The organism is Streptococcus sp. HMSC034B05, assembly GCF_001809055.1.
GTDB lineage: Bacteria > Bacillota > Bacilli > Lactobacillales > Streptococcaceae > Streptococcus > Streptococcus constellatus.
On sequence record NZ_KV795612.1, the window covers coordinates 175,202 to 197,796 of the forward strand.

The 22,595-nt window shown below is 40.0% G+C and carries 24 protein-coding genes and 1 other annotated feature; of the genes, 20 read left to right on the forward strand and 4 right to left on the reverse strand.

Features of this window, described 5'->3' with window-relative positions; all coding sequences use genetic code 11:
- Positions 1-4 precede the first annotated feature (4 nt).
- The 9 genes from HMPREF2542_RS06120 (at position 5) to HMPREF2542_RS06160 (ending at position 11,569) form a co-directional block, all read left to right on the forward strand.
- Positions 5-934 carry a peptidase U32 family protein gene (locus tag HMPREF2542_RS06120; RefSeq protein WP_058670387.1) on the forward strand — a complete coding sequence of 310 codons (930 nt, stop codon included), beginning with the start codon at positions 5-7 and terminating at the stop codon, positions 932-934.
- 128 nt (positions 935-1,062) lie between these two features.
- Positions 1,063-2,349: a peptidase U32 family protein gene (locus tag HMPREF2542_RS06125; RefSeq protein WP_003068743.1), complete on the forward strand. Its 1,287-nt coding sequence runs from the start codon at positions 1,063-1,065 to the stop codon at positions 2,347-2,349.
- A 697-nt stretch (positions 2,350-3,046) separates the two neighbouring features.
- A complete protein-coding gene (locus HMPREF2542_RS06130) occupies positions 3,047-4,708 on the forward strand; it encodes a ribonuclease J (protein ID WP_058669621.1) in 1,662 nt (553 codons plus the stop codon).
- Between the two features lie 95 nt (positions 4,709-4,803).
- Entirely contained in the window at positions 4,804-5,595 is a 792-nt protein-coding gene (locus HMPREF2542_RS06135; RefSeq protein ID WP_058669620.1) for an alpha/beta hydrolase, read from the forward strand.
- Positions 5,596-5,739: 144 nt separating this feature from the next.
- A complete protein-coding gene (locus HMPREF2542_RS06140) occupies positions 5,740-6,444 on the forward strand; it encodes a matrixin family metalloprotease (protein WP_049492071.1) in 705 nt (234 codons plus the stop codon).
- A gap of 1 nt (position 6,445) precedes the next feature.
- Positions 6,446-6,811, forward strand: coding sequence for a hypothetical protein (locus HMPREF2542_RS06145; RefSeq protein WP_070484558.1), 366 nt, complete (start codon positions 6,446-6,448; stop codon positions 6,809-6,811).
- Positions 6,812-6,884: 73 nt separating this feature from the next.
- Positions 6,885-8,780: an ABC-F family ATP-binding cassette domain-containing protein gene (locus tag HMPREF2542_RS06150; protein WP_070484561.1), complete on the forward strand. Its 1,896-nt coding sequence runs from the start codon at positions 6,885-6,887 to the stop codon at positions 8,778-8,780.
- 539 nt (positions 8,781-9,319) lie between these two features.
- Positions 9,320-10,183 (forward strand): Rgg family transcriptional regulator, encoded by an 864-nt coding sequence (locus HMPREF2542_RS06155; RefSeq protein ID WP_058669617.1) that lies wholly within the window; start codon positions 9,320-9,322, stop codon positions 10,181-10,183.
- Positions 10,184-10,261: 78 nt separating this feature from the next.
- Positions 10,262-11,569, forward strand: a complete 1,308-nt coding sequence (locus tag HMPREF2542_RS06160) for an MFS transporter (protein ID WP_315940802.1) — start codon at positions 10,262-10,264, stop codon at positions 11,567-11,569.
- Here HMPREF2542_RS06160 and HMPREF2542_RS09580 read toward each other — a convergent pair.
- Genes HMPREF2542_RS09580 through murT form a run of 3 tightly spaced genes read right to left on the reverse strand, consistent with a single transcriptional unit; the run spans position 11,462 to position 13,865 of the window.
- Positions 11,462-11,719: a LapA family protein gene (locus HMPREF2542_RS09580; protein ID WP_006267878.1), complete on the reverse strand. Its 258-nt coding sequence runs from the start codon at positions 11,717-11,719 to the stop codon at positions 11,462-11,464. The two genes, HMPREF2542_RS06160 and HMPREF2542_RS09580, sit on opposite strands and share 108 nt — an antisense overlap.
- Before the next feature lie 17 nt (positions 11,720-11,736).
- Positions 11,737-12,522, reverse strand: coding sequence for a lipid II isoglutaminyl synthase subunit GatD (gene gatD / locus HMPREF2542_RS06165; RefSeq protein WP_006270691.1), 786 nt, complete (start codon positions 12,520-12,522; stop codon positions 11,737-11,739).
- Positions 12,522-13,865 (reverse strand): lipid II isoglutaminyl synthase subunit MurT, encoded by a 1,344-nt coding sequence (gene murT, locus HMPREF2542_RS06170; protein ID WP_070484564.1) that lies wholly within the window; start codon positions 13,863-13,865, stop codon positions 12,522-12,524. Before murT ends, gatD begins: the two co-directional genes overlap by 1 nt.
- A gap of 106 nt (positions 13,866-13,971) precedes the next feature.
- Here murT and cdaA point away from each other — a divergent pair, with 106 nt between their 5' ends.
- The 6 genes from cdaA (at position 13,972) to HMPREF2542_RS06205 (ending at position 19,461) form a co-directional block, all read left to right on the forward strand.
- Positions 13,972-14,829, forward strand: a complete 858-nt coding sequence (gene cdaA, locus HMPREF2542_RS06175; protein WP_003068760.1) for a diadenylate cyclase CdaA — start codon at positions 13,972-13,974, stop codon at positions 14,827-14,829.
- A complete protein-coding gene (locus tag HMPREF2542_RS06180) occupies positions 14,816-15,544 on the forward strand; it encodes a CdaR family protein (protein ID WP_006267682.1) in 729 nt (242 codons plus the stop codon). The genes cdaA and HMPREF2542_RS06180 overlap by 14 nt, the downstream gene beginning before the upstream one ends.
- A 24-nt stretch (positions 15,545-15,568) precedes the next feature.
- Entirely contained in the window at positions 15,569-16,921 is a 1,353-nt protein-coding gene (gene glmM / locus HMPREF2542_RS06185; RefSeq protein ID WP_058669613.1) for a phosphoglucosamine mutase, read from the forward strand.
- A gap of 106 nt (positions 16,922-17,027) precedes the next feature.
- On the forward strand, positions 17,028-17,663 hold the full coding sequence (gene serB / locus HMPREF2542_RS06190) for a phosphoserine phosphatase SerB (RefSeq protein WP_058669612.1): 636 nt from the start codon (positions 17,028-17,030) through the stop codon (positions 17,661-17,663).
- Positions 17,664-17,666: 3 nt separating this feature from the next.
- Positions 17,667-18,779 (forward strand): glycerate kinase, encoded by a 1,113-nt coding sequence (locus tag HMPREF2542_RS06195; protein ID WP_058669611.1) that lies wholly within the window; start codon positions 17,667-17,669, stop codon positions 18,777-18,779.
- Between the two features lie 187 nt (positions 18,780-18,966).
- Positions 18,967-19,461 carry an EbsA family protein gene (locus tag HMPREF2542_RS06205; RefSeq protein WP_006270717.1) on the forward strand — a complete coding sequence of 165 codons (495 nt, stop codon included), beginning with the start codon at positions 18,967-18,969 and terminating at the stop codon, positions 19,459-19,461.
- On the opposite strand, the gene HMPREF2542_RS06210 is transcribed toward HMPREF2542_RS06205, so the two are convergent.
- Entirely contained in the window at positions 19,448-19,645 is a 198-nt protein-coding gene (locus HMPREF2542_RS06210; protein WP_102989258.1) for a ferredoxin, read from the reverse strand. The genes HMPREF2542_RS06205 and HMPREF2542_RS06210 overlap by 14 nt on opposite strands.
- A gap of 45 nt (positions 19,646-19,690) precedes the next feature.
- Here HMPREF2542_RS06210 and HMPREF2542_RS06215 point away from each other — a divergent pair, with 45 nt between their 5' ends.
- The 5 genes from HMPREF2542_RS06215 to rplT all read left to right on the forward strand — a co-directional run bounded on the left by HMPREF2542_RS06215 (position 19,691) and on the right by rplT (position 22,172).
- A complete protein-coding gene (locus tag HMPREF2542_RS06215; protein ID WP_049477168.1) occupies positions 19,691-20,143 on the forward strand; it encodes an SAG1386/EF1546 family surface-associated protein in 453 nt (150 codons plus the stop codon).
- Positions 20,144-20,152: 9 nt separating this feature from the next.
- The gene (gene cmk / locus HMPREF2542_RS06220) at positions 20,153-20,830 is read left to right on the forward strand and encodes a (d)CMP kinase (RefSeq protein ID WP_006270676.1); all 678 of its coding nucleotides are present in this window, start codon (positions 20,153-20,155) and stop codon (positions 20,828-20,830) included.
- Positions 20,831-20,856: 26 nt separating this feature from the next.
- Positions 20,857-20,986, forward strand: a sequence feature (ribosomal protein L20 leader region).
- 15 nt (positions 20,987-21,001) lie between these two features.
- Positions 21,002-21,532, forward strand: a complete 531-nt coding sequence (gene infC, locus HMPREF2542_RS06225; RefSeq protein ID WP_003025051.1) for a translation initiation factor IF-3 — start codon at positions 21,002-21,004, stop codon at positions 21,530-21,532.
- A gap of 33 nt (positions 21,533-21,565) precedes the next feature.
- Positions 21,566-21,766, forward strand: a complete 201-nt coding sequence (rpmI, locus tag HMPREF2542_RS06230) for a 50S ribosomal protein L35 (RefSeq protein WP_003080688.1) — start codon at positions 21,566-21,568, stop codon at positions 21,764-21,766.
- Positions 21,767-21,812: 46 nt separating this feature from the next.
- Positions 21,813-22,172: a 50S ribosomal protein L20 gene (gene rplT, locus HMPREF2542_RS06235; RefSeq protein ID WP_000124830.1), complete on the forward strand. Its 360-nt coding sequence runs from the start codon at positions 21,813-21,815 to the stop codon at positions 22,170-22,172.
- Positions 22,173-22,595 lie beyond the last annotated feature (423 nt).

A 22,595-nucleotide genomic window follows, 5' to 3' on the forward strand; every position in this document is an offset into this window, starting at 1 on the left:
TAACATGGAAAAGATAATCATTACAGCAACTGCTGAGAGTATTGAACAAGTAAAAGAGCTTTTAGAAGTAGGTATAGATCGTATATATGTTGGTGAAAAAGAGTATGGACTTCGTCTACCCCATGCTTTTTCTTATGAGGAATTACGCCAGATTGCAGATTTGGTTCATAAAGCTGGTAAAAAGCTGACAGTAGCTGTCAATGCGTTAATGCATCAGGAAATGATGAATCATATCAAGTCTTTTCTTGATTTTTTAGTGGATATTCAGGCAGATTATATTACTGTGGGAGATGCTGGTGTGTTTTATGTGTTAAAACGTGACGGTTATTCGTTTAAGACGATTTATGATGCCTCGACTATGGTTGCCAGCAGTCGTCAGGTGAACTTCTGGGGACAGAAAGCAGGCGCTTCTGAGGCGGTTTTAGCACGGGAAATTCCATCGGCAGAATTGTTTAAAATGCAGGAAGTGTTAGAAATTCCTGTTGAGATACTAGTCTATGGTGCTAGCGTCATTCATCATTCTAAGCGACCGCTTTTGCAGAATTATTACAATTTCACTCATATTGATGACGAAAAGAGTCGTGAGCGTGACTTATTCTTGGCAGAGCCGAGTGATCCGAATAGCCATTATTCTATTTTTGAGGACAATCATGGGACACATATTTTTGCGAATAATGATTTGGATATGATGACGAAACTTGGAGAATTGGTAGAATATGGCTTCACACATTGGAAGCTTGAAGGGATTTATACACCGGGACGCAATTTTGTTGAAATTGCCAAACTCTTTGTGCAAGCGCGTGAATTGATTGAAACCAATCAATTGACACATGATCAGGCTTTCCTATTAGATGAGCAAGTTCATCAATTGCATCCCAAAAATCGTTTTCTAGATACAGGATTTTATGAGTATGATCCAGATCAGGTGAAATAAAGAAGACCGGTGGTTGCGAGTTGTGATTGCTTGTTTATCTTTCACAATCTATCATCTTTAGCTTGATTTCAAGCCCTTTTTACTATAAAATGAAAAAGCTAAGTACTAGAATTTAGAAAAGAGAGAATATGACAAAAACTTTGAAAAGACCAGAAGTTCTGGCGCCTGCTGGAACGTTGGAAAAACTGAAAGTTGCCATTCGTTATGGAGCGGATGCTGTTTATATTGGCGGACAAGCCTATGGTTTGCGTAGTCGTGCAGGAAACTTTACATTTGAAGAAATGGAAGAGGGCGTTCAATTTGCTCGTGAGCATGGCGCTAAAGTCTATGTAGCTGCGAACATGGTAACACATGAAGGAAATGAAGAAGGAGCTGGAGAATGGTTCCGCACTTTACGTGATATTGGAATTTCTGCCGTTATCGTGTCAGACCCAGCTTTGATTGCCATTGCTTGCACAGAAGCGCCAGGTTTGGAAGTGCACTTGTCAACACAAGCTAGCGCGACAAACTATGAAACGCTAGAATTTTGGAAAGATTTAGGTTTAACGCGTGTGGTTTTGGCACGTGAAGTTTCCATGGAAGAATTAGCAGAAATCCGCAAGCATACTGATGTTGAGATTGAAGCTTTTGTTCATGGAGCTATGTGCATTTCTTACTCAGGACGTTGTACCTTGTCAAATCACATGAGCATGCGCGACGCCAATCGTGGGGGATGTTCTCAGTCTTGCCGTTGGAAATATGATTTGTACGATATGCCATTTGGGCAAGAGCGCAAGAGTTTAAAAGGTGAAATTCCAGAAGAATTTTCCATGTCGGCTGTCGATATGTCCATGATTGATCATATTCCTGATATGATTAAAAATGGTGTGGATAGCCTGAAAATTGAAGGGCGTATGAAGTCTATTCACTATGTATCCACTGTTTCAAATTGTTATAAAGCTGCAGTTGATGCTTATCTTGAAAGTCCAGAAAAGTTTGAAGCAATCAAGCAAGACTTGGTCGATGAGATGTGGAAAGTGGCGCAGCGTGAATTGGCGACAGGATTTTATTATCATACGCCAACTGAAAATGAACAGCTTTTTGGAGCACGTCGTAAAATTCCGCAATATAAATTTGTAGCAGAAGTAGTGGCTTATGACCCTGCCACACAAACAGCGACTATTCGACAACGAAATGTCATCAATGAGGGTGACCTAGTCGAATTTTATGGTCCTGGTTTCCGGCATTTTGATGCAGTAATTACAGATTTACATGATTCAGATGGAAATAAAATTGATCGAGCTCCTAATCCGATGGAACTATTGACGATTTCCTTGCCACATCCAGTTTATCCAGGAGACATGGTACGTAGTCGTAAGGAGGGGCTGATAAATCTTTACAAAGAGGACGGAACAAGTGTCACGGTTCGGGCATAAAATTCACTTTGAAAAAGAGGTTGGAATTATATTTCTACCTCTTTTCATTTGTGAAAAATATTTTAAAAATCTTAATGTAAACGCTTGCTTTTTTAAAAAAGAAGGTGTACAATATAATTAAAGAAAGATAAGAAAGGACTGATTCCAATGGGTATCAGAACGTTCATATTTTAAATCGTTTATGATGTATTAGTTTCTATTTGCTAATTGTTTTTCTTAATTGGAGGTATTTGATAATATTTCTGAAGATAGCATGTAGTGGTTTGTAGAACTGCATCGCGTATCGAGAACGCAGTGAAAGAATAAAGAAGAATATTATTTGATGTAGTCGATAAAAGCTTTTTAATGATTTTCACGCTTTGGTAAAAAACCACTATTGTTTTAGATGAATAAACTTGTTTTTGATATATTGTGGACAAGAAAATCATTCTTTAATAAAATAACGATGGAATCATCATAAGAATCTCTTTTCAGAAAGTTATTTTCTGAAAGTCTATCTATCACTTATTAGCAAATAGAGACGGCTCCTAGCTTTCTGTAGAAATACAGTAACTAGGAGCTTTTTTGTATGCTCTCCTCTTTGAAAAAAATCATGAAAAGTAGTATAATAAATAAAATATGCAAAATACTTGCAAAACTGTAATTCGACTTGGGAAGCCAAGGGCCGTTAGTAAGAAAAATATGAAAAGGAGAATCAATGAGCAATATTAAATTGATTGCTTTGGGCGGTGTACGTGAAAATGGAAAAAATCTTTACATCGCTGAAGTGGATGAATCTATTTTTATCCTTGATGTCGGACTAAAGTATCCGGAAAATGAACAGCTTGGTGTGGACTTTGTCATTCCAAATATGGACTATTTATTTGAAAATAAGGACCACATTGCAGGGGTCTTTTTGACACACGGACATGCAGATGCGATTGGTGCCCTGCCTTATTTGTTGGCGGAAACAAAGGTACCTGTGTTTGGATCGGAATTAACGATTGAACTGGCTAAGCTATTTGTCAAAGGAAATGATACGGTTAAAAAATTCAATGATTTTCATGTGATTGATGAAGATACAGAGATTGACTTTGGAGGTACCATTGTATCTTTCTTTAAAACAACGCACTCCATTCCAGAGAGTCTAGGGATTGTCTTAAAAACGTCTGAAGGAAATATTGTTTATACGGGTGATTTCAAGTTTGACCAAACGGCTAGTCAGTCTTATGCAACAGATTTTGCGCGTTTAGCAGAAATTGGTAGAGAAGGCGTTCTAGCTCTTCTTAGTGATTCTGCAAATGCAGATAGTAGTATTCAAGTGGCAAGTGAAAGTGAAGTCGGCAAAGAAATCACCGATACGATTGGTGATTGGAATGGACGCGTCATAGTTGCAGCAGTTGCAAGTAATCTCTCGCGTATTCAACAGGTTTTTGAAGCCGCTGCTAAGACAGGTCGTCGTGTTGTGTTGACTGGGTTTGACATTGAAAATATCGTTCGGACGGCTATTCGCTTGAAGAAATTATCACTTGTAGATGAGCGTTTGCTGATTAAACCTAAAGAAATGTCTAAATTTGAAGATCATGAATTGATCATTTTGGAAACTGGTCGAATGGGTGAGCCTATCAATGGCTTGCGCAAAATGTCTATTGGTCGTCACCGCTATGTAGAAATTAAAGAAGGTGATTTGATTTACATTGTTACAACACCGTCTATCGCAAAAGAGGCCTTGGTAGCGCGCGTAGAAAATATGATTTATCAAGCTGGTGGTGTTGTTAAATTGATTACGCAAGATTTGCGGGTGTCTGGTCATGGAAATGAGCGCGATTTGCAACTGATGTTAAATCTCTTGCAACCAAAATTCTTGTTCCCAATTCAAGGAGAATATCGTGAATTAGCAGCGCATGCTAAAGCTGCAATGGCTGTTGGAATGCTGCCAGAAAACATTTTTATTCCAAAACGCGGTAGCATTATGGAATATGAAAAAGGAGATTTCTTGCTTGCCGGTGCAGTCCCTGCTGGCGATGTCATGATTGACGGAAATGCGATTGGTGATGTAGGGAATATCGTTCTTCGTGACCGCAAAGTTCTGTCTGAAGATGGTATCTTTATCGTAGCTATTACAGTGAACCGTCGTGACAAGAAGATTATTTCAAAAGCAAAAGTTCACACGCGTGGATTTGTTTATGTCAAGAAAAGTCGTGATATTTTACGTGAAAGTGCTGATTTAATCAATAATACAGTTGAAGATTACCTTGCGAAAGATAATTTTGACTGGGGTGAATTGAAGGGGGCTGTACGTGACAGTCTTGCGAAATACCTCTTTGAGCAAACCAAACGTCGTCCAGCCATTTTACCCGTTGTAATGGAAGTACGTTAAGCTGGCTAAATTAGTACATTTTATATAGCAAAAAATAATGGGGTCAGGACACATGTTCCAGCCCCTTTCCTACATTTATAGGAAAAGGAGATAAAATGGCATTTTTTGAAATAGAGTATCACTCAACAGTACTAGAAATGGAGCGTCGTGTCAATGTCATCTATCCTGATGCAGATGCAGTAGCTCCTAATCAGGTGACAGACACTGATATTCCCGTTCTTTACCTTTTGCATGGAATGGGCGGCAATGAAAATTCGTGGCGAAAGCGGACCAATATTGAGCGTTTATTGCGCCATACAAATTTAATTGTCATTATGCCGTCAACAGATCTTGCCTGGTACTCTAATACTGCTTATGGTTTGAACTATTACGATGCATTAGCAAAAGAATTACCTGAAATCATGCAACGGTTCTTTCCAAATATGAGCCGGAAACGTGAAAAAACATTTATTGCTGGCTTATCTATGGGAGGTTACGGGGCTTATAAAATTGCTTTGATGACGGATCGATTCTCTTATGCGGGGTCATTTTCTGGGGCAATCGGGATAGGCCTTGATGATATAGATATGGAAGAATTACCTGGTGGGAACCTCAGCTATTGGCAAGGTGTGTTTGGTGATTTGAAAGCAGCTGGTGTTGAGCAGCATTTCTTAACAACGATGGCAAAGAAGTCAGATAAAAGAACTAAATTCTATACTTGGTGTGGAGAGCAAGATTTTCTCTATCAAGCAAATGAAATAGCCGTCAAAAAATTACGCGAGTGTGGTTTAGATATTACGTATCATCATGCTCCAGGGAAACACGAGTGGTATTATTGGGAAAAGCAGTTAGAAGAATTTCTTAAATGGTTGCCAATTGGTTTTGAAGTAGAGGAACGCCTATCCTAAGTGTGTGGTGGTATCTTTGGTTCTTATATCTGACAGGGAATGATTTTTAGAGATTTGTCATTTCTTTTACAACCGTTTATTTTAAGAATTTTTTAAGTGAATCTCATTATACTTACTTTTTATCTTTTAGATTAGGAGGAGAGTATGAGATTTTTGTTTCGATTGATTTCAAGGTTATTTCGATTGCTCTGGCGATTGGTTTACACAGTTGCATCGACAGCACTTATTTTTGTAGGAATATTGTATATCGTGAGTCCTTCTAAAAGCAATTTTGCGACAGGGCTTCAGCAAGATGTGAACCAAATTTATCGATACGTAAGTGGACAAGATAGTCAGCTAGGTGTCAGGCAAAATGTGAAAGACCTAACCAAGCGGTTATCGGACGATCATGTTCATCAAGCCTCTGGTGTTCGGTGGGATAAGGCAAGCGCTACGGTTTATATAGAGACACAAGACGAAACATTTCGCTCAGCTTATCAGGAAGCTATTCGTGCTTGGAATCAAACGGGTGCCTTTACTTTCCAGATTGTAAATGATAAAAATCAAGCTAATATTGTAGCTACAGAGATGAATAATAGCACTGTCAGTGCGGCAGGCGAAGCAGAATCCAAAACCAATTTGCTGACCAAGCGTTTTACAAATGTAACTGTTCGACTAAATCGTTATTATCTATTAAACAGTCAATATGGCTACTCTTATGAGCGAATCGTAAACACAGCAGAACATGAATTGGGGCATGCGATTGGATTGGAACACAATGAAGAAAAATCTGTCATGCAATCCTCTGGTTCATTTTATAGTATTCAAGCAGTGGACGTTCAAACAGTAAAGGAGTTGTATCAATCATAAAATGTTAAAAAATATATTTAAAGTCATTAGATATTTCCCAGAGCAAGTTTTTTTGTTTGTCTTTAATTCTAGTATTTTTGCATGGTTATGGAAAAGTGGCTCTGATATTGCAAATCGTATTGGAGTGACAGCTGCGTGGCGAGAACATATTCCAGCTCCTATCCAAAGTTTTTTTGGCGAAAACAGTCAGGCAGTTCAAGGCTTTTTCAATCATTCAGCTGTTATGTGGTTGATTGGTTCTATGATGATCCTTTGGATAATCCGTTTTGTAAAAGGAATCATCAAATTAGTACTTTTTGCTTTGATTGTTCTATTAGGTGTTTACCTTGTGATGCAAAATCAAGAAATTTTACATACTTTTAGATGAAATGCGGCTTATCTTGACCGCATTTTTACTTTCTAGAATGGTAGTTGAGCCATGAATTTGCTATAATAGGTTTATGATTATTTTACAAGCAAATAAGATTGAACGCTCTTTTGCAGGGGAGCTTCTTTTTAACAATATTAACCTGCAGGTGGATGAGGGTGACCGGATTGCCCTCGTCGGTAAAAATGGAGCTGGGAAGTCAACCCTGCTCAAGATTTTGGTGGGCGAGGAAGAGCCTACTTCTGGTCAGATTAATAAAAAACGAGATCTTTCCCTGTCCTATCTAGCTCAGGACAGCCGCTTTGAGTCGGAGAATACTATCTACGACGAGATGCTGCTGGTCTTTGATGGCCTGCGTCAGCAGGAGAAGAGGTTGCGGCAGATGGAGCTGCAAATGGGAGAATTGGCAGGAGAAGAGCTGACGGCTCTCATGACTCAGTACGATCAGCTGTCAGAGGACTTTCGCCAGAAAGGTGGTTTTACCTACGAGGCCGATATTCGAGCTATTTTGAATGGTTTTAAGTTTGACCAGTCCATGTGGCAGATGAAGATTTCTGAGCTTTCGGGCGGGCAGAACACCCGTCTGGCTCTGGCTAAGATGCTGTTGGAGAAGCCAGAACTGCTAGTGCTGGACGAGCCGACCAACCACTTGGATATCGAGACCATCGCTTGGCTAGAAAATTATTTGGTAAATTATAAAGGTGCCTTAATCATCATCAGCCACGACCGCTATTTCCTAGACAAGGTTGCGACTATCACGCTGGATTTGACCAAGCATTCATTGAATCGCTATGTGGGAAATTACTCTAGCTTCGTGGTTCAAAAGGAGCAGAAGTTGGCCACTGAAGCTAAGAATTACGAAAAGCAACAGAAAGAAATTGCTGCGCTAGAGGACTTTGTCAATCGCAATCTAGTCCGAGCCTCCACTACCAAGAGGGCTCAGTCTCGACGCAAGCAGCTGGAAAAGATGGAGCGTTTGGACAGACCGGAAACCGGTGGCCGCTCGGCTAATATGACCTTCAGATCTGATAAGGTTTCAGGAAATGTTGTGCTGACCTTGGGAGACGCAGCTATTGGCTACGGCGAGGAAGTCCTGTCAGAGCCGATTAACCTTGACATTCACAAGTTTAATGCGGTAGCTATTGTCGGGCCAAATGGGATTGGAAAGACGACCTTGATTAAATCACTAATCGGTCAAGTGCCCTTCATCAGAGGCAAGGAGCAGTTGGGGGCTAATGTGGAAGTGGGCTACTATGACCAGACCCAGAGCAAACTGACTCCCAGCAATACGGTTCTCGATGAGCTATGGAATGACTTCAAACTGACGCCAGAGGTCGAGATTCGCAATCGCTTGGGAGCCTTTCTCTTTTCAGGTGACGATGTCAAGAAGTCGGTCGGCATGCTGTCGGGTGGAGAGCGGGCGCGGCTGCTCTTAGCCAAGCTGTCTATGGAAAACAACAACTTCCTCATCCTGGACGAGCCGACCAACCACCTGGACATTGACAGCAAGGAAGTGCTGGAAAATGCCCTGATTGACTTTGACGGCACCCTGCTCTTTGTCAGCCACGACCGTTACTTTATCAACCGCGTAGCCACCCAGATTATCGAGCTTTCTGAGACAGGCTCCACCCTTTATCTGGGTGATTATGACTACTATCTGGAGAAAAAGGCAGAGCAGGAAGCCTTGCGTGAGGAGTCGGAGCAGGTCAGTCCTGACAAACTTGCCCCTGCCAATGAATATCAGCTTCAAAAGGAAAACCAGAAAGAACAGCGCCGGCTGGCCCGCCGCTTAGAGCAATTGGAAGCGCAAATCGAGGACTTGGACAGCCAGATCAGTCAGCTTCAGGAAGCTATGCAGGCTACTAATGATGCCAGTGAACTCATGGAGAGCCAGCAGCAAATCGACCAGCTGACCGCCAAACAAGAAGAAGCCATGCTAGAATGGGAAGAACTAGCGGAGAAGGTGTGAGAAGGAAAAAGAACCTGTGTAAGAATGCCTAGTTTCTGTGAGAAATGAGCTTGCCAGAGCTCAAAATACTTAATTTCACATGTGAAATCAGTCCTAAAAGAGTAAAACCCGAATTTTTATATATGAAATTTCTGATTCTGTGACAAAAAGATAAATCCTTCATGAAGAATTGTTTCCCTGAGAGCAAAAGACGAACTTTTACATGTGTTCTGAGATCTTTTCGAGGAAAAGAAAGCATTCTTCATGTAATCTAAGTTCTTTTAAAGAAAAGTCAGCCCGTCAGATTTTCTGAAAAGCTATTTTGGAGCAAAATGACTCTGTCAGATTTTCGGACGGTTGGTCTGAGAGCAAATCCCGAACTTTCTATTTTCGGACGAGTTCTTTTAGCAGAATCTGCCTTTTCCGATTTTCGGCCGAGAAGATTTTGACGAAATGAGCTTCGTCCGAAAGTAGAATCCGAACAAGGGGCGGTGAAAGCGGTTTTGAAAGAACGACTAGGGAAGCGAAACAGCAATTAAAGGAATTGAAGTGGTAAACAAATGGAAGATTTAGGAAAAGTTTTTCGTGATTTTCGTTTAAATGGACAGTATTCTTTGAAGGAAGCGGCGGGTCAGGTTTGCTCGACTTCTCAGCTGTCTCGTTTTGAGCTGGGTGAGTCGGACATGACCCTCTCGAAATTTTTAGATCTCTTGGATAATATTCATGTGACCCTTGAAAATTTTATGGACAAGGCACGGAATTTCCAGCAGCATGAGCACGTGGCCATGATGGGTAAGATTATCCCTCTTTACTACTCAAACGACATCAAGGGATTTCAAGACCTGCAAGCGGAACAGTTGGAAAAGGCCAAAGCTAGTAGCGCGCCTCTTTACTATGAACTGAATTGGATTTTGATGCAGGGCTTGATTTGTCAGCGAGACAGTCAGTTTCGCATGAGGCAAGAGGATTTAGATAAGGTGGCTGATTATCTTTTCCAAGTAGAAGACTGGACTATGTATGAGCTGATTCTCTTTGGCAATCTCTATAGTTTCTATGATGTGGACTATATCTACCGTCTGGGCAAGGAAGTTATGGAGCGGGAGGACTACTACAGAGAAATCGGTCGCCATAAGAGACTAGTCTTGATTTTAGCGCTCAATTGTTACCAGCACTGTTTGGAAAGTTGTTCTTTTGACAAGGCTAGCTATTTTGAGGCTTACGTAGAGAAAATCATTGGCAAAGGCATCAAACTCTATGAACGCAATGTATTCCTCTATATCAAGGGTTTTGCAGCTTATCAGAAGGGGCAGAAGAAGCAGGGAATCAAGCAAATGCAGGAAGCCATGTATATCTTTGAAGTGCTGGAACTACCTGAGCAAGTTGCCTATTATCAAGAGCATTTCGATAAGTTTGTTAAAGTATAATTTCCCAAATATGGGAAAAATAAAGAACCTCCCTCTATTCCTGATACAATAGTTTCAGAAATGGAAGGAGGTATTTTTATGAATAGACATGCAGCACAGCTGATTACACGGGCTGCTATCAATAAAATCGGAAATATGCTTTATGACTATGGGAACAGCATCTGGCTTGCTTCTTTGGGAGCTCTGGGACAGACTGTCTTGGGCATTTATCAGATATCGGAGTTAGTTACTTCTATCTTATTTAATCCTTTGGGTGGGGCCATTACGGATCGCTTTTCTAGACGTAAGGTACTGATGGTAACGGACTTGATTTGTGCTGGACTTTGTCTGCTGATTTCCTTTATCTCTAATGACCAGCTCATGATTGGAGCGCTGATTTTTGCCAATGTGGTTCAGGCCATAGCCTTTGCTTTTTCTCGGCCAGCTAATAAATCCTACATTACAGAAATTGTGGATAAGGAAGACATCGTGGCCTACAATTCTCATCTGGAACTGGCCTTGCAGGTTATCAGTGTCTCAGCTCCAGTTTTGTCTTTTATCGTGATGCAGTTTGCAAATCTGCGCGTGACTCTTAAACTGGATGCGCTGAGCTTTTTTCTGGCTTTTGCCTTGGTTTATTTTCTGCCCAATCATGAGCCAAGCAAGCAGCAGTCTCCCATCAATCTTGGAAATATCCTGATAGACATCAAGGAAGGGCTAGTTTATATCCGTCAGCAAAAAGAAATTTTCTTTCTGCTTTTGGTAGCTTCTGCAGTTAACTTTTTCTTTGCAGCCTTTAATTACCTGCTGCCTTTCACCAATCAGCTCTACGGAAAGACAGGCTCTTATGCAACCATTCTGAGTTTGGGAGCTGTAGGCTCAATCGTTGGAGCTATTCTAGCCAGTAAGGTCAGAGCTAGTATGGGAAATCTTCTTGTAGCCTTGTTATTGACCGGAGTTGGTGTAGCAGTAATGGGCGTCTCTGCTTTGCTACCGGTTCATCCATATTTTTCTTATTCTGGTAATCTTATCTGCGAGCTCTTTATGACTGTTTTCAACATTCATTTCTTCAGTCAGGTTCAGACCAAGGTGGACAAGCAGTATCTAGGCCGCGTTTTCTCAACGATCTACACGCTGGCAATTCTTTTCATGCCTCCTGCGACTTTTCTGATGATTCTCCTGCCGAGTGTCCACACCCTTTCCTTTCTTTTGATTGGTCTGGGTGTGATGGGACTGGCTTTTCTTTCCTATATCTGTCAAAAGAGAATACAAAAAAAACTAGGCTGGAGTGATTCCAGCCTAGTTTTCTGTATGGGAATTTTTAAGTGCTTCTTTGGTTTTCTTAAGCTCTTTTTTCAGCGAGAAGTTTTTCAGCATGCTGATGAGAAAGGTCGTGACAGAGCCTAGGAGCACTGAGACCAAAATCAAGATGATTAAGGGCAGTTTGAAGCTAAATAGGATAAAGCTAACATTGACACTCTGCATATTGGCCAAGGAAATACTGGCCACCAATAGAATGGTAATTAAAAGCAGGATATAGTGTAATTTTTCTTTCATAGTGATTCTCCTATTATCTATTCAAACTCTGCCTTGCTTTTGACATCTCCATATTCTTCTGGGATTTCTTGGGCTAGGATATCTTCATAAGCGGCTAGTTCAATATCTGAGCCATACTTGTTTTTCAGAGCGGTGGTCACCAGACGGTAGGCCAAGTTCGCATTGCGGGACAAGATGGGACCGTGGAAGTAGGAGCCAAAGACATTCTTATAGTGGACGCCCTCATTGCCGTCTTCTTGATTGTTGCCATTTCCATAGACGACTTTGCCCAGTGGTTTTTCATCATCGGAGAGGAAGGTCCGTCCTTGGTGATTTTCAAAGCCGTAGTAGGTCTCATTGAATTCTTCGTTATGAATCTTAATGTCGCCGATGTAGCGGTTATTTTTTTGATTGAGAGTATAATGTCCCATAATTCCAAGCCCCTCAATCCGCCGACCAGAAGCTTCGATGTAATATTGCCCTAGAAGCTGAAAGCCACCACAGATAGCTAACACCACGCCGTCATGATTGATAAATTCTTCCAAGCTCTCTTTTTTTGTTGGCAGGTCTCGTGCCACAATGGTCTGCTCGTAATCTTGCCCTCCGCCGAAAAATGCCAAATCATAGTAATCATTATCAAACTCATCTTCAAGTGATACAATATCAATCTGAACGCGAGCGCCTAGCTTTTCAGCTACATATTTGAGCATGAGAATATTACCATTATCACCATAGGTATTCATGAGATTGCCATAGAGATGGGCAATTTTTAAATAATAAGTATAATCCCGATTTTCAGGAGAAGTGAGGGATGTATAAACCATTAGTTCATCTCCTTTCTGACAACCTGATGAGAAGCAAGTAATTCACGAAATTCTAACATGGCGGTGTAGGTTGCTAAGATATAGGCATGTCTGGTTTTCTGATGTTTAATTTCTTCAAAGACTTGACTTAAATTAGCTACTTCATTGATTCGCTTGGCATCATAACCAGTAACTCGCAAGCGACGAGCAATTTCAGAATGACGAACGCCACCAGCAATGATATGCGAGATATCCATGTCTAAAATTTTCTCAAAATCAGCGTCCCAAATCCAGCTAGTATCAATGCCGTCTGCGTAGTTGGCGTTGAGGAGAACTGACAGACTGAATGAATAAGGAGCAAGCTTGATCATTTCTAGAGCTTGCGTAGCTCCAACGGGATTTTTAATCAGAACTAGCGTGCATTCTTTGTCGCCAATCTTGAAAGTTTCCTGACGTCCGAAAACGGCTCTACTTTTGTCAAAACCAGCCTTGATAGTAGCCGATTCGACTCCAAAGAACTGAGCAACAGAAACTGCAGCTAAAGCGTTGTAGATATTGTAAAGACCACCAATGTTGATGTGGTAACTTTGACCGTCAATGACAAATTCTGAACTGTTGTGTTGGAGGCTAGTCAATTGGGTCAGTTTGTAGTCTAATTCAGGACGTTTAAAATCGCAGTGCTCGCAAATATAATCGCCTAGATTGGCATAAGTATTGAGCTTGTATTTTAAAATATGCTGACACGTGGGACAGAGGATGCCCTCGGTATTATAATGAGCTAACTCAGCTTGCCCTTTTTTGGTGTCAAATCCATAGTAGCAGACAGGATTTTTCAAGCTGACCGAGTTAAAGAGTGGGCTATCACCATTCATCAGTACAGTAGCTTCAGGTACTTTCGCTGCAGCATCGAGAATCATTTGGTAGGTCGTGTAAATCTCTCCGTAGCGGTCCATCTGGTCACGGAAAATATTGGTAAAGACGAAAAGGCTCGGTCTGATATAATCACAGATGTGGGAGAGGCTAGCTTCATCAATTTCCAGCACAGCGATATTTTTGCCAGATTTCCCTTTTTTTGCAGTCAAGAAAGTTGTCGCAATTCCACTAATCATATTGGCTCCGCTGGGATTGGTCACAACCTCGCCAAAAGCCTCCTTGAGGATTCCAACTGTAAGAGCAGTGGTCAGAGTTTTACCGTTTGTCCCTGTAATCACCACCACTTCGTAATCACGAGCTAGTGTATTTAAAATGTCGTTGTCAAATTTTAGAGCAAGCTTTCCGGGTAAGGTCGATCCGCGCCCCAATTTACTTAAAACAAAGTGGGAGGATTTCCCTGCAAGTTTGCCAAATAATGTATTTATCTTCATAAGAAATATTTTATCATAAAAAGTAAAGAAGGTTACAGAAAAATATCTTGAAAAGTGATATAATAATTAAGAATGTTTTTAGGTTGAGAAAGAGAGGACACTGGAAATGAATTTTCAGCAATTGTCCAATCTCCAATATTGGTCTAGTTTATTTTCTAGTCCTTGGAGTATTGTCATCAATATCATCGATATTGCACTAGTTGCTTGGATTTTATTTTATTTTACAAAAGCAATCGCTGGCACTAAGATTATGATTCTCGTTCGAGGGGTTTTAATTTTTGTACTGGCTCAGATTCTTGCCAATGCAATTGGTTTAACAACGGTTTCTTGGTTAATCAATCAAGTCATTACCTATGGAGTTATTGCGGCTGTTGTGATTTTTACACCTGAGATTCGTACAGGTTTGGAAAGGCTGGGGCGTGCAACAGATTTGTTTTCGACAGCACCGATTAGCTCAGAGGAAAAAATGGTACAAGCATTCGTAAAAGCAGTGAATTATATGAGTCCTCGGAAAATTGGGGCTCTCGTTGCTATCCAAGGAAGCAGAACCTTACAAGAATATATCGCAACAGGGATTCCTTTGGATGCTGATGTGTCAGGTGAGTTGTTAATCAATATTTTCATTCCGAATACACCGTTGCATGACGGAGCTGTTATTGTAAGAGATAATAAAATAGCCGTTTCTTGTGCTTATCTTCCGCTTACAGAAAACACAGGAATTTCTAAGGAATTTGGAACGCGCCACCGTGCTGCAATCGGTCTTTCAGAAGTGTCAGATGCCCTTACTTTTGTAGTTTCGGAGGAAACGGGAGGTATTTCAATCACACATAACGGAGTTTTTAAACACGATCTGACCTTAGAAGAATTTGAAGCAGAATTGCGGAAAGTGCTGATTTCAGATGAACAACCAAAATCACCATTTAAAAATCGTGTGCTAGGAGGTTGGAAACATGAAAAATCGTAAGCAGATTTGGTATATCGTTTCTTCCATCTTTTTTGCTGCTGTTTTATTTATTTATGCAACAACGACAAATTACCAAAATAACTCAAGTGCTAGACAAACTACGTCTGAAACGTACACGAATGCCTTGCCTAGTGTCCCAATTGATATTAAATACAATAGTGAAAAGTATTTTATTAGTGGTTTTGCGTCCGAAGTATCAGTAGTGTTAACGGGTTCCAATCGTGTGACACTTGCTAGTGAGATGCAAGAAAGTACTCGAAAGTTTAAAGTTGTAGCGGATTTAACAAAAGCTACGGAAGGAACAAGAGAGGTACCTTTAGCTATTAAAAATTTACCAAGTGGGTTGACTGCGACTGTTACACCGGCTAAGATTACGGTGAAGATCGGTAAGAAGGCAAGTAAAACATTTGAAGTTAAAACAACGATTAGTTCTGCTCAGTTGGCAGATGGTTTAACGGTTGATCGGGTAAGTATTGCTGATAATAAAGTAACAGTCACAAGTGATGAAGATACTTTAGAAAAAGTTGATCATGTAGAAGCAGCTCTTCCCACAAGTGAAAAAATTTCGAACAATTATACCGGAACTGTGCCTTTGCAAGCGGTTGATGCTAGCGGAACAGTATTGCCGAGTGTGATTACCCCTTATGAGACAACGATAAAAATTACAGTAAAATCATCAAGCTCGTCTTCAAGTTCGACGAGCTCATCCAAATAAAAGTATTGAAAGGATTTTAAAAAAATGGGAAAATATTTCGGAACGGACGGAGTTCGTGGAGAAGCAAATGTGGAATTAACGCCAGAATTGGCGTTTAAATTAGGGCGATTTGGCGGCTATGTATTGAGCCAACATGAGAAAGATGTGCCGCGCGTCTTTGTAGGACGTGACACACGTATTTCAGGAGAAATGCTGGAAAGTGCATTAATAGCAGGACTTTTATCGGTTGGAATCCGTGTTTACAAGCTTGGGGTTATCGCAACACCAGGTGTGGCTTATCTGGTGAAGTCAGAAAAAGCAAGTGCTGGGGTCATGATTTCAGCTAGCCATAATCCTGCACTTGACAACGGTATTAAATTTTTCGGCGGAGATGGTTATAAGCTAGATGATGATCGCGAGTTAGAAATTGAAGCACTTCTTGATGCTAAAGAAGACAATTTACCACGTCCCAGTGCGGAAGGATTAGGGACCCTGATGGATTATCCAGAAGGGCTACGCAAATATCAGCAGTATCTCGTATCGACTGGTCTTGATTTAGACGGAATGAAAGTTGCTCTGGATACAGCGAACGGTGCCGCTTCAACAAGTGCTCGCCAGGTGTTTGCCGATTTGGGAGCTAGATTGACAGTCATCGGAGAAAATCCAGATGGGTTGAATATCAATTTAAATGTAGGTTCTACACATCCTGAAAAATTGCAAGAAACAGTTCGTGAATCAGGCTCAGCACTTGGTTTGGCATTTGATGGAGATAGTGATCGCTTGATTGCGGTAGATGAAAATGGTGAGATTGTTGATGGTGATAAAATCATGTACATCATTGGGAAATATCTCTCTAGAAAAGGTTTACTAGCCCAAAATACAATCGTAACAACTGTTATGTCAAACCTAGGTTTCCATAAAGCTTTGGATCGTGAAGGTATTAATAAAGTGATTACAGCTGTTGGTGACCGTTATGTCGTAGAAGAAATGCGCAAATCGGGTTACAATCTTGGTGGTGAGCAATCAGGGCATGTCATTATCATGGATTATAATACGACGGGTGACGGTCAGCTGACAGCCGTTCAATTGACAAAAGTAATGAGAGAAACAGGTAAAACTTTATCTGAATTAGCTTCAGAAGTGACTATTTATCCGCAAAAATTGGTTAATATCCGTGTTGAAAATACTATGAAGGACAAGGCCGTGGAAGTTCCTGCTATTAAAGCTGTGATTGAAAAAATGGAAGAAGAAATGGCTGGAAATGGTCGTATTCTTGTTCGTCCAAGCGGAACAGAGCCTCTTTTACGAGTCATGGCAGAAGCACCAAGTCATGAGGAAGTTGATTATTACGTTAATACAATTGCAGATATTGTACGCGCTGAAATTGGTATTGAATAAAGTAAAAAATCTCTGTTTATTATATAGGCAGAGATTTTTTACTTTATATTGTAGTTTGTTTTGTTAATCAAATTTTTATATATTCAAAAATGTATGAGGGAATAATATGAGAGCCATAGGATTATTGATAATGGATGTGGATAGTACTTTGGTGAAAGAAGAAGTAATTGATTTACTAGGGGCTGAAGTAGGAGTTGGTGAGCAGGTTGCAGCTATTACAAAATGTGCCATGCAAGGAGAATATGATTTCGAAGCGGCTCTGCTAGAGCGTGTGATCCTGCTTAAAGGACTCCCTGAGGCCATTTTTAAACAAGTTTCTAAGAAAATTCATTTTACCAAAGGGGCTCGACAGTTGATAGAAGAAATGCATCAGCGTGGTTATAAGGTTGGTATTGTATCAGGTGGATTTCATGAAATAGTAGATGAATTAGCATTGAAGTTGGACATAGATTATGTAAAAGCTAATCACTTGGAAGTAAAAGATGGCCAGCTGACAGGTAGGGTTTTAGGGACAGTTGTCACAAAAGAAGTCAAAAAAGCAATGCTAAAGCAATGGGCAGAGGAAAACAACTTGACTCTTGCTCAAACCATTGCTGTAGGAGATGGTGCGATATTAACAGCAGGAATTGGGATTGCTTTTAATGCCAAGCCTATTGTGAGAGAGCAAGCACCTTATCAAATCGATCAAGCTGACTTATATCAAGTTGTAAGCCTTTTAGAAAAGATAGAAAGTGAGGACTAGGTCATGCATATTTTAATTGCACCGGACTCTTTTAAAGAAAGTTTATCAGCTCAAAGAGTTGCAGAGGCTATAAAAGCAGGTTTTTCCAAGGCGCTCCCGGAAGCAACATTTGACTTGCTACCCATTGGAGATGGTGGTGAAGGAACAGTTGCTGCTTTAGTCGCCTCAATGAAATTATCCGAATATGAAAGGACAGTAACCGGACCATTCGGCGAGCCGGTTACGATGAAATATGCTCGAAAAGGCGATATAGCTCTCTTTGAAATGGCTGATTTGGTTGGGTTGGCGAATATCCCGTTAGAAAAAAGAAACCCTTTGACTCTTGATACCAGAGGATTAGGAGAGTTAATTTTGTATCTCGCCAAAGAAGGTGTGAGGCAAATTTATATTGGCGTAGGTGGTTCAGCTACCAATGATGGTGGAATTGGAATGGCAGCTGGATTGGGCTATGAATTTTTTGATAAGGATAATCACTTGCTCCAAGCAAAGGGTTCGTCTTTAGATCGTGTGGCTCGCATTTCAGCGGATAAAGTTCCTGCAATTTTAGGAAATTTGGATATTCAGATTCTGACAGATGTTATGAATCCTCTCTGTGGTGAAAACGGAGCTACATACGTTTTTGGAGGTCAAAAAGGCTTGCCTGATTTGTTATTTTCTCAAGTAGATCAAGCTATGGCAACGTTTTATAAACAGGCGAATCCAACAATCTTTTCATTGGCTGGTGCCGGTGCTGGAGGAGGTATGGCCGCAGGGCTGGTGACATTTGCACATGGAAAAATTGTATCAGGAATTGATACTTGTCTCAACTTGCTCGATTTTGATAATCGTGTCAAAAAGGCTGATTTAGTGATTGTGGGTGAAGGTCGAATGGATCAGCAAAGTCTGTCAGGTAAAGCCCCTATTGGAGTAGCAAGGAGAGCGCCAATCAATATTCCTGTAATTGCTATTTGTGGTAGTCTAAGGAATGATTTACCGGATTTCCCAGTAGAGAATATTCAGGCTGCTTTTCCAATCATTTCTCAAGTCGAACCTTTAGTTATTACTTTAGATAGGGCAGAAGAAAACCTCGTCCGAACAGCACAAAATATCGGAAATTTATTGAGAATGAAAATATGATATTTAATTTTTTTCTAAAAATCGGAAAGATGACGCAGATGACTTGCTTGAAAAGTATAAAAGTCATTGCAAAAGTAGAGGTTTGTATAGAACGATATCTTGATTTCCTAATTTTTTTCTTTGTTATCCAATCTCACTCCCATTTTTCTTTTTTTTATGATAAACTAGTAGAAGAGGAGGTGCAAGCATGATAAAGATTTTTGGTCAGTTGCGTTATCATTGGCAACCAGATCTTTCTCTTCTAATCATCTATTGGTCTTTATCGGTCATTCCGATTTTTATAGGTTTTGCATTTTTATTTGAGAGTTCAGAAGTTCCGTTTTTAGTCCTTTTCTCTTTCTTTTTGTTCATGGTATTGTTGGGAATTGGCATACATCGATATTTTACGATATATGACGACGGGATTTTAAGGATTACTACAGCAAATCCATTTACACCTTCAAAGATAGAAATTTCAACGATTCGTAAGATAGAGGTAACAAAGACCTCTATTACTCTCTTCTTTGATGGCAAAGAAAAAGGCCGTACGTTTTGTATGCGCAAGTGGCCTAAGAAGTATTTTGTAAATGCTTTGGCTTTGAATGACCATTTTAAAGGGGAAGTTGAATTAGTGGATAATTTAACCCATGTAGACTATTTTGAACTATATTATGCTCAACCTAAAAAGACTACTCTTTCATAAGAGCTTTTGTAGGACAGTTTTTGATCGCTTCAATAATATCAGGTGTTTCGGGAACTTCCGTTTCCAGAAGCTCATCATCTTGATAAAATTTGACAATACCATTATCATGGTAATCAAATAGGTCAGAATAGGTTTGACAAAGACCACAAGCAATGCATCGTTCAGGAATGAGTGTAACTTTCATACTCATATTGTAATCGGAATTTGGAAAAAATACAAGGAGGAAGTCATGGCAAAGGAACCATGGGAAGAAGATATTTATGACAAGGGAGAAAAAGAATTGGCGAGAAGCAAAAAAATGAACGGTGTAGTAGCTAATCGTGTGTTGACGATTTTAGCTGTTATTTTTTTCGTTATAGTGATTGTAATGGTAGGAATGATGATTTATTTGTCTACTGGTGGAAGTAGTAAGAAGGCAGCAACGGAGGGCTTTTATAATGCTGCAAAAACTACTAGTAAATCAAGTGAAAGTTCTAGTGCTCCCGCTTCTTCTAAAGCAGCAAGTGATAGCAGTCAGCCGCAATCATCTGAAGGAACGATTACCGTTCAGGCTGGAGAAGGAGAAGCTGCCATTGCCGCGCGTGCGGGGATTTCAATTGCGGAATTAGAGCGTTTAAATCCATCTCACATGACAACAGGTGCGTGGTACGCTAATCCAGGTGATGTAGTAAAAATTCGATAGGAGTGCCGAATGAAACAGATTCAAATTGCTATTGATGGACCAGCTTCAAGTGGAAAGTCAACAGTTGCAAAAATTATTGCAAAAGATTTCGATTACACTTACTTGGATACAGGTGCGATGTATCGTGCAGCGACTTACTTAGCTTTACAAAATGATTTATCGGCGGAAAAGTGGTCTGAAATTGTTGCGCTATTAGATACTTATCCTGTTAGTTTTGGACGTGGTAAAGATGGAGAGCAACTCGTTTTTGTTGGAGATGTAGATGTGACGCATCCAATTCGAGAAAATGAAGTAACTAACAATGTTTCTTGGGTGTCTGCAATTCCAGAAGTACGAGAAAAGTTGGTTGATTTACAACGAGAAATTGCTACTCAAGGTGGTATTGTTATGGATGGGCGTGACATTGGAACAGTTGTTTTGCCTCATGCAGAGTTAAAAATTTTTCTTGTAGCCTCAGTTGAGGAAAGAGCTCAACGCCGTTATAAAGAAAATCTTGAAAAAGGTATTCCAACTGATTTGGAAACCCTCCAAAAAGAAATTTCAGATCGTGATTATAAGGATAGCCACCGATCAGTTTCTCCTTTAAAACCAGCAGATGATGCTATTCATTTTGATACGACTGGTGTCGGAATTGTGGAAGTTGTGAATTTTATCGAAGAAAAAGCTAAAAAAATCCTTGACAAATAATCCGAAACTTGTTATCATATAAAAGTTGAGAAAAGCAGAAGTGAGAACTTCTCGCCTTGCGACTAACGTTGTCTGGCTCTACGGATTAAGTTTCAGAAATGAAATACTATCATGTAGTGCGGACTTGCGTTAGCAAGTCCGCTCTTGTTTTTCTCTAAAAATAAAAAAGAGGTGAAAACCATAGCAAAACAAGACTTATTCATCAATGATGAAATTCGTGTACGTGAAGTTCGTTTGATCGGTCTTGATGGTGAGCAATTGGGCATTAAACCACTTAGCGAAGCGCAAGCGATTGCTGACGATGCAAATGTGGATCTTGTTCTGATTCAACCACAAGCTAAACCGCCTGTTGCAAAAATTATGGACTATGGAAAGTTCAAGTTTGAGTATCAGAAAAAACAAAAAGAGCAACGCAAAAAACAAAGTGTTGTTACTGTGAAAGAAGTTCGTCTTAGTCCAACTATTGACAAAGGTGACTTTGATACAAAACTTCGTAATGCACGCAAGTTCCTTGAAAAAGGAAATAAAGTGAAGGTTTCTATTCGCTTTAAAGGGCGGATGATTACTCACAAAGAAATCGGAGCGAAAGTATTAGCCGACTTTGCTCAAGCAACGCAGGATATTGCGATTATTGAACAAAGAGCTAAGATGGATGGACGTCAAATGTTCATGCAGTTAGCGCCAATCCCTGACAAAAAGTAATCTGTTAGAAGTTAAAAAAAGGAGAAAAATATCATGCCAAAACAAAAAACACACCGCGCATCAGCTAAACGTTTCAAACGTACAGGTTCTGGTGGCTTGAAACGTTTCCGTGCTTACACTTCTCACCGTTTCCACGGAAAAACTAAAAAACAACGTCGTCATCTTCGTAAAGCAGCAATGGTGCATTCAGGAGATTTCAAACGTATCAAATCAATGCTGACAGGTCTTAAATAAGAGATTTTGCAGTAGATTATTCTAGGAAATATTGGAGGAAATATAAATGGCACGTGTTAAAGGTGGCGTTGTATCACGCAAACGTCGTAAACGTATTTTAAAATTAGCTAAAGGTTACTATGGTGCAAAACATATCTTGTTCCGCACAGCAAAAGAACAAGTAATGAACTCTTACTACTATGCATACCGTGACCGTCGTCAAAAGAAACGCGATTTCCGTAAATTGTGGATTACACGTATCAATGCGGCAGCTCGTCTCAACGGACTTTCATATTCACAATTGATGCATGGTTTGAAATTGGCTGAAATCGAAGTAAACCGTAAAATGTTGGCTGATTTAGCAGTTAACGATGCAGCAGCTTTCACAGCGCTTGCAGATGCAGCTAAAGCAAAGTTAGGTAAATAATAATTACAAAGCTGAGATATTTATCCCAGCTTTTTAATATAGTGTTGTGGTGTGGAAATTAGATTTGATAATGGAGAAAAAATAATATATGGAATCAACCAAAAATTGAGCAATAAAAAATCATGATGATCTTATGGAAGGAAAGACAAATGAAGAAATTAATAAACAGTAGATTCGTTTAAGTGCCATCAAGGAGTAACATTGTCAAAAGTATTAGTCACCTATTCTGATAACGAAAACAGATAAGAGATTGGCAGGAGAGTTTAGATAATGGAAAAACAGGATGTGATTTATTAAAAACATTGATAAGTATTGTAGATTGATTTAAAAATTTTCAAGTATTTTAATGTTATAAATAATAAAAAAACTGGGATAATGAACACTGCACCCCAAAAGTTAATTTTTTATGTCTAACTTTTGGGG

Bases quoted from the DNA above. Each gene is read 5' to 3' on its own strand.
- HMPREF2542_RS06120 (WP_058670387.1), top strand. From the start codon at position 5: ATGGAAAAGATAATCATTACAGCAACTGCTGAGAGTATTGAACAAGTA.
- HMPREF2542_RS06125 (WP_003068743.1), top strand. From the start codon at position 1,063: ATGACAAAAACTTTGAAAAGACCAGAAGTTCTGGCGCCTGCTGGAACG.
- HMPREF2542_RS06130 (WP_058669621.1), top strand. From the start codon at position 3,047: ATGAGCAATATTAAATTGATTGCTTTGGGCGGTGTACGTGAAAATGGA.
- HMPREF2542_RS06135 (WP_058669620.1), top strand. From the start codon at position 4,804: ATGGCATTTTTTGAAATAGAGTATCACTCAACAGTACTAGAAATGGAG.
- HMPREF2542_RS06140 (WP_049492071.1), top strand. From the start codon at position 5,740: ATGAGATTTTTGTTTCGATTGATTTCAAGGTTATTTCGATTGCTCTGG.
- HMPREF2542_RS06145 (WP_070484558.1), top strand. From the start codon at position 6,446: ATGTTAAAAAATATATTTAAAGTCATTAGATATTTCCCAGAGCAAGTT.
- HMPREF2542_RS06150 (WP_070484561.1), top strand. From the start codon at position 6,885: ATGATTATTTTACAAGCAAATAAGATTGAACGCTCTTTTGCAGGGGAG.
- HMPREF2542_RS06155 (WP_058669617.1), top strand. From the start codon at position 9,320: ATGGAAGATTTAGGAAAAGTTTTTCGTGATTTTCGTTTAAATGGACAG.
- HMPREF2542_RS06160 (WP_315940802.1), top strand. From the start codon at position 10,262: ATGAATAGACATGCAGCACAGCTGATTACACGGGCTGCTATCAATAAA.
- HMPREF2542_RS09580 (WP_006267878.1), bottom strand. From the start codon at position 11,719: ATGAAAGAAAAATTACACTATATCCTGCTTTTAATTACCATTCTATTG.
- gatD (WP_006270691.1), bottom strand. From the start codon at position 12,522: ATGGTTTATACATCCCTCACTTCTCCTGAAAATCGGGATTATACTTAT.
- murT (WP_070484564.1), bottom strand. From the start codon at position 13,865: ATGAAGATAAATACATTATTTGGCAAACTTGCAGGGAAATCCTCCCAC.
- cdaA (WP_003068760.1), top strand. From the start codon at position 13,972: ATGAATTTTCAGCAATTGTCCAATCTCCAATATTGGTCTAGTTTATTT.
- HMPREF2542_RS06180 (WP_006267682.1), top strand. From the start codon at position 14,816: ATGAAAAATCGTAAGCAGATTTGGTATATCGTTTCTTCCATCTTTTTT.
- glmM (WP_058669613.1), top strand. From the start codon at position 15,569: ATGGGAAAATATTTCGGAACGGACGGAGTTCGTGGAGAAGCAAATGTG.
- serB (WP_058669612.1), top strand. From the start codon at position 17,028: ATGAGAGCCATAGGATTATTGATAATGGATGTGGATAGTACTTTGGTG.
- HMPREF2542_RS06195 (WP_058669611.1), top strand. From the start codon at position 17,667: ATGCATATTTTAATTGCACCGGACTCTTTTAAAGAAAGTTTATCAGCT.
- HMPREF2542_RS06205 (WP_006270717.1), top strand. From the start codon at position 18,967: ATGATAAAGATTTTTGGTCAGTTGCGTTATCATTGGCAACCAGATCTT.
- HMPREF2542_RS06210 (WP_102989258.1), bottom strand. From the start codon at position 19,645: ATGAAAGTTACACTCATTCCTGAACGATGCATTGCTTGTGGTCTTTGT.
- HMPREF2542_RS06215 (WP_049477168.1), top strand. From the start codon at position 19,691: ATGGCAAAGGAACCATGGGAAGAAGATATTTATGACAAGGGAGAAAAA.
- cmk (WP_006270676.1), top strand. From the start codon at position 20,153: ATGAAACAGATTCAAATTGCTATTGATGGACCAGCTTCAAGTGGAAAG.
- rpmI (WP_003080688.1), top strand. From the start codon at position 21,566: ATGCCAAAACAAAAAACACACCGCGCATCAGCTAAACGTTTCAAACGT.
- rplT (WP_000124830.1), top strand. From the start codon at position 21,813: ATGGCACGTGTTAAAGGTGGCGTTGTATCACGCAAACGTCGTAAACGT.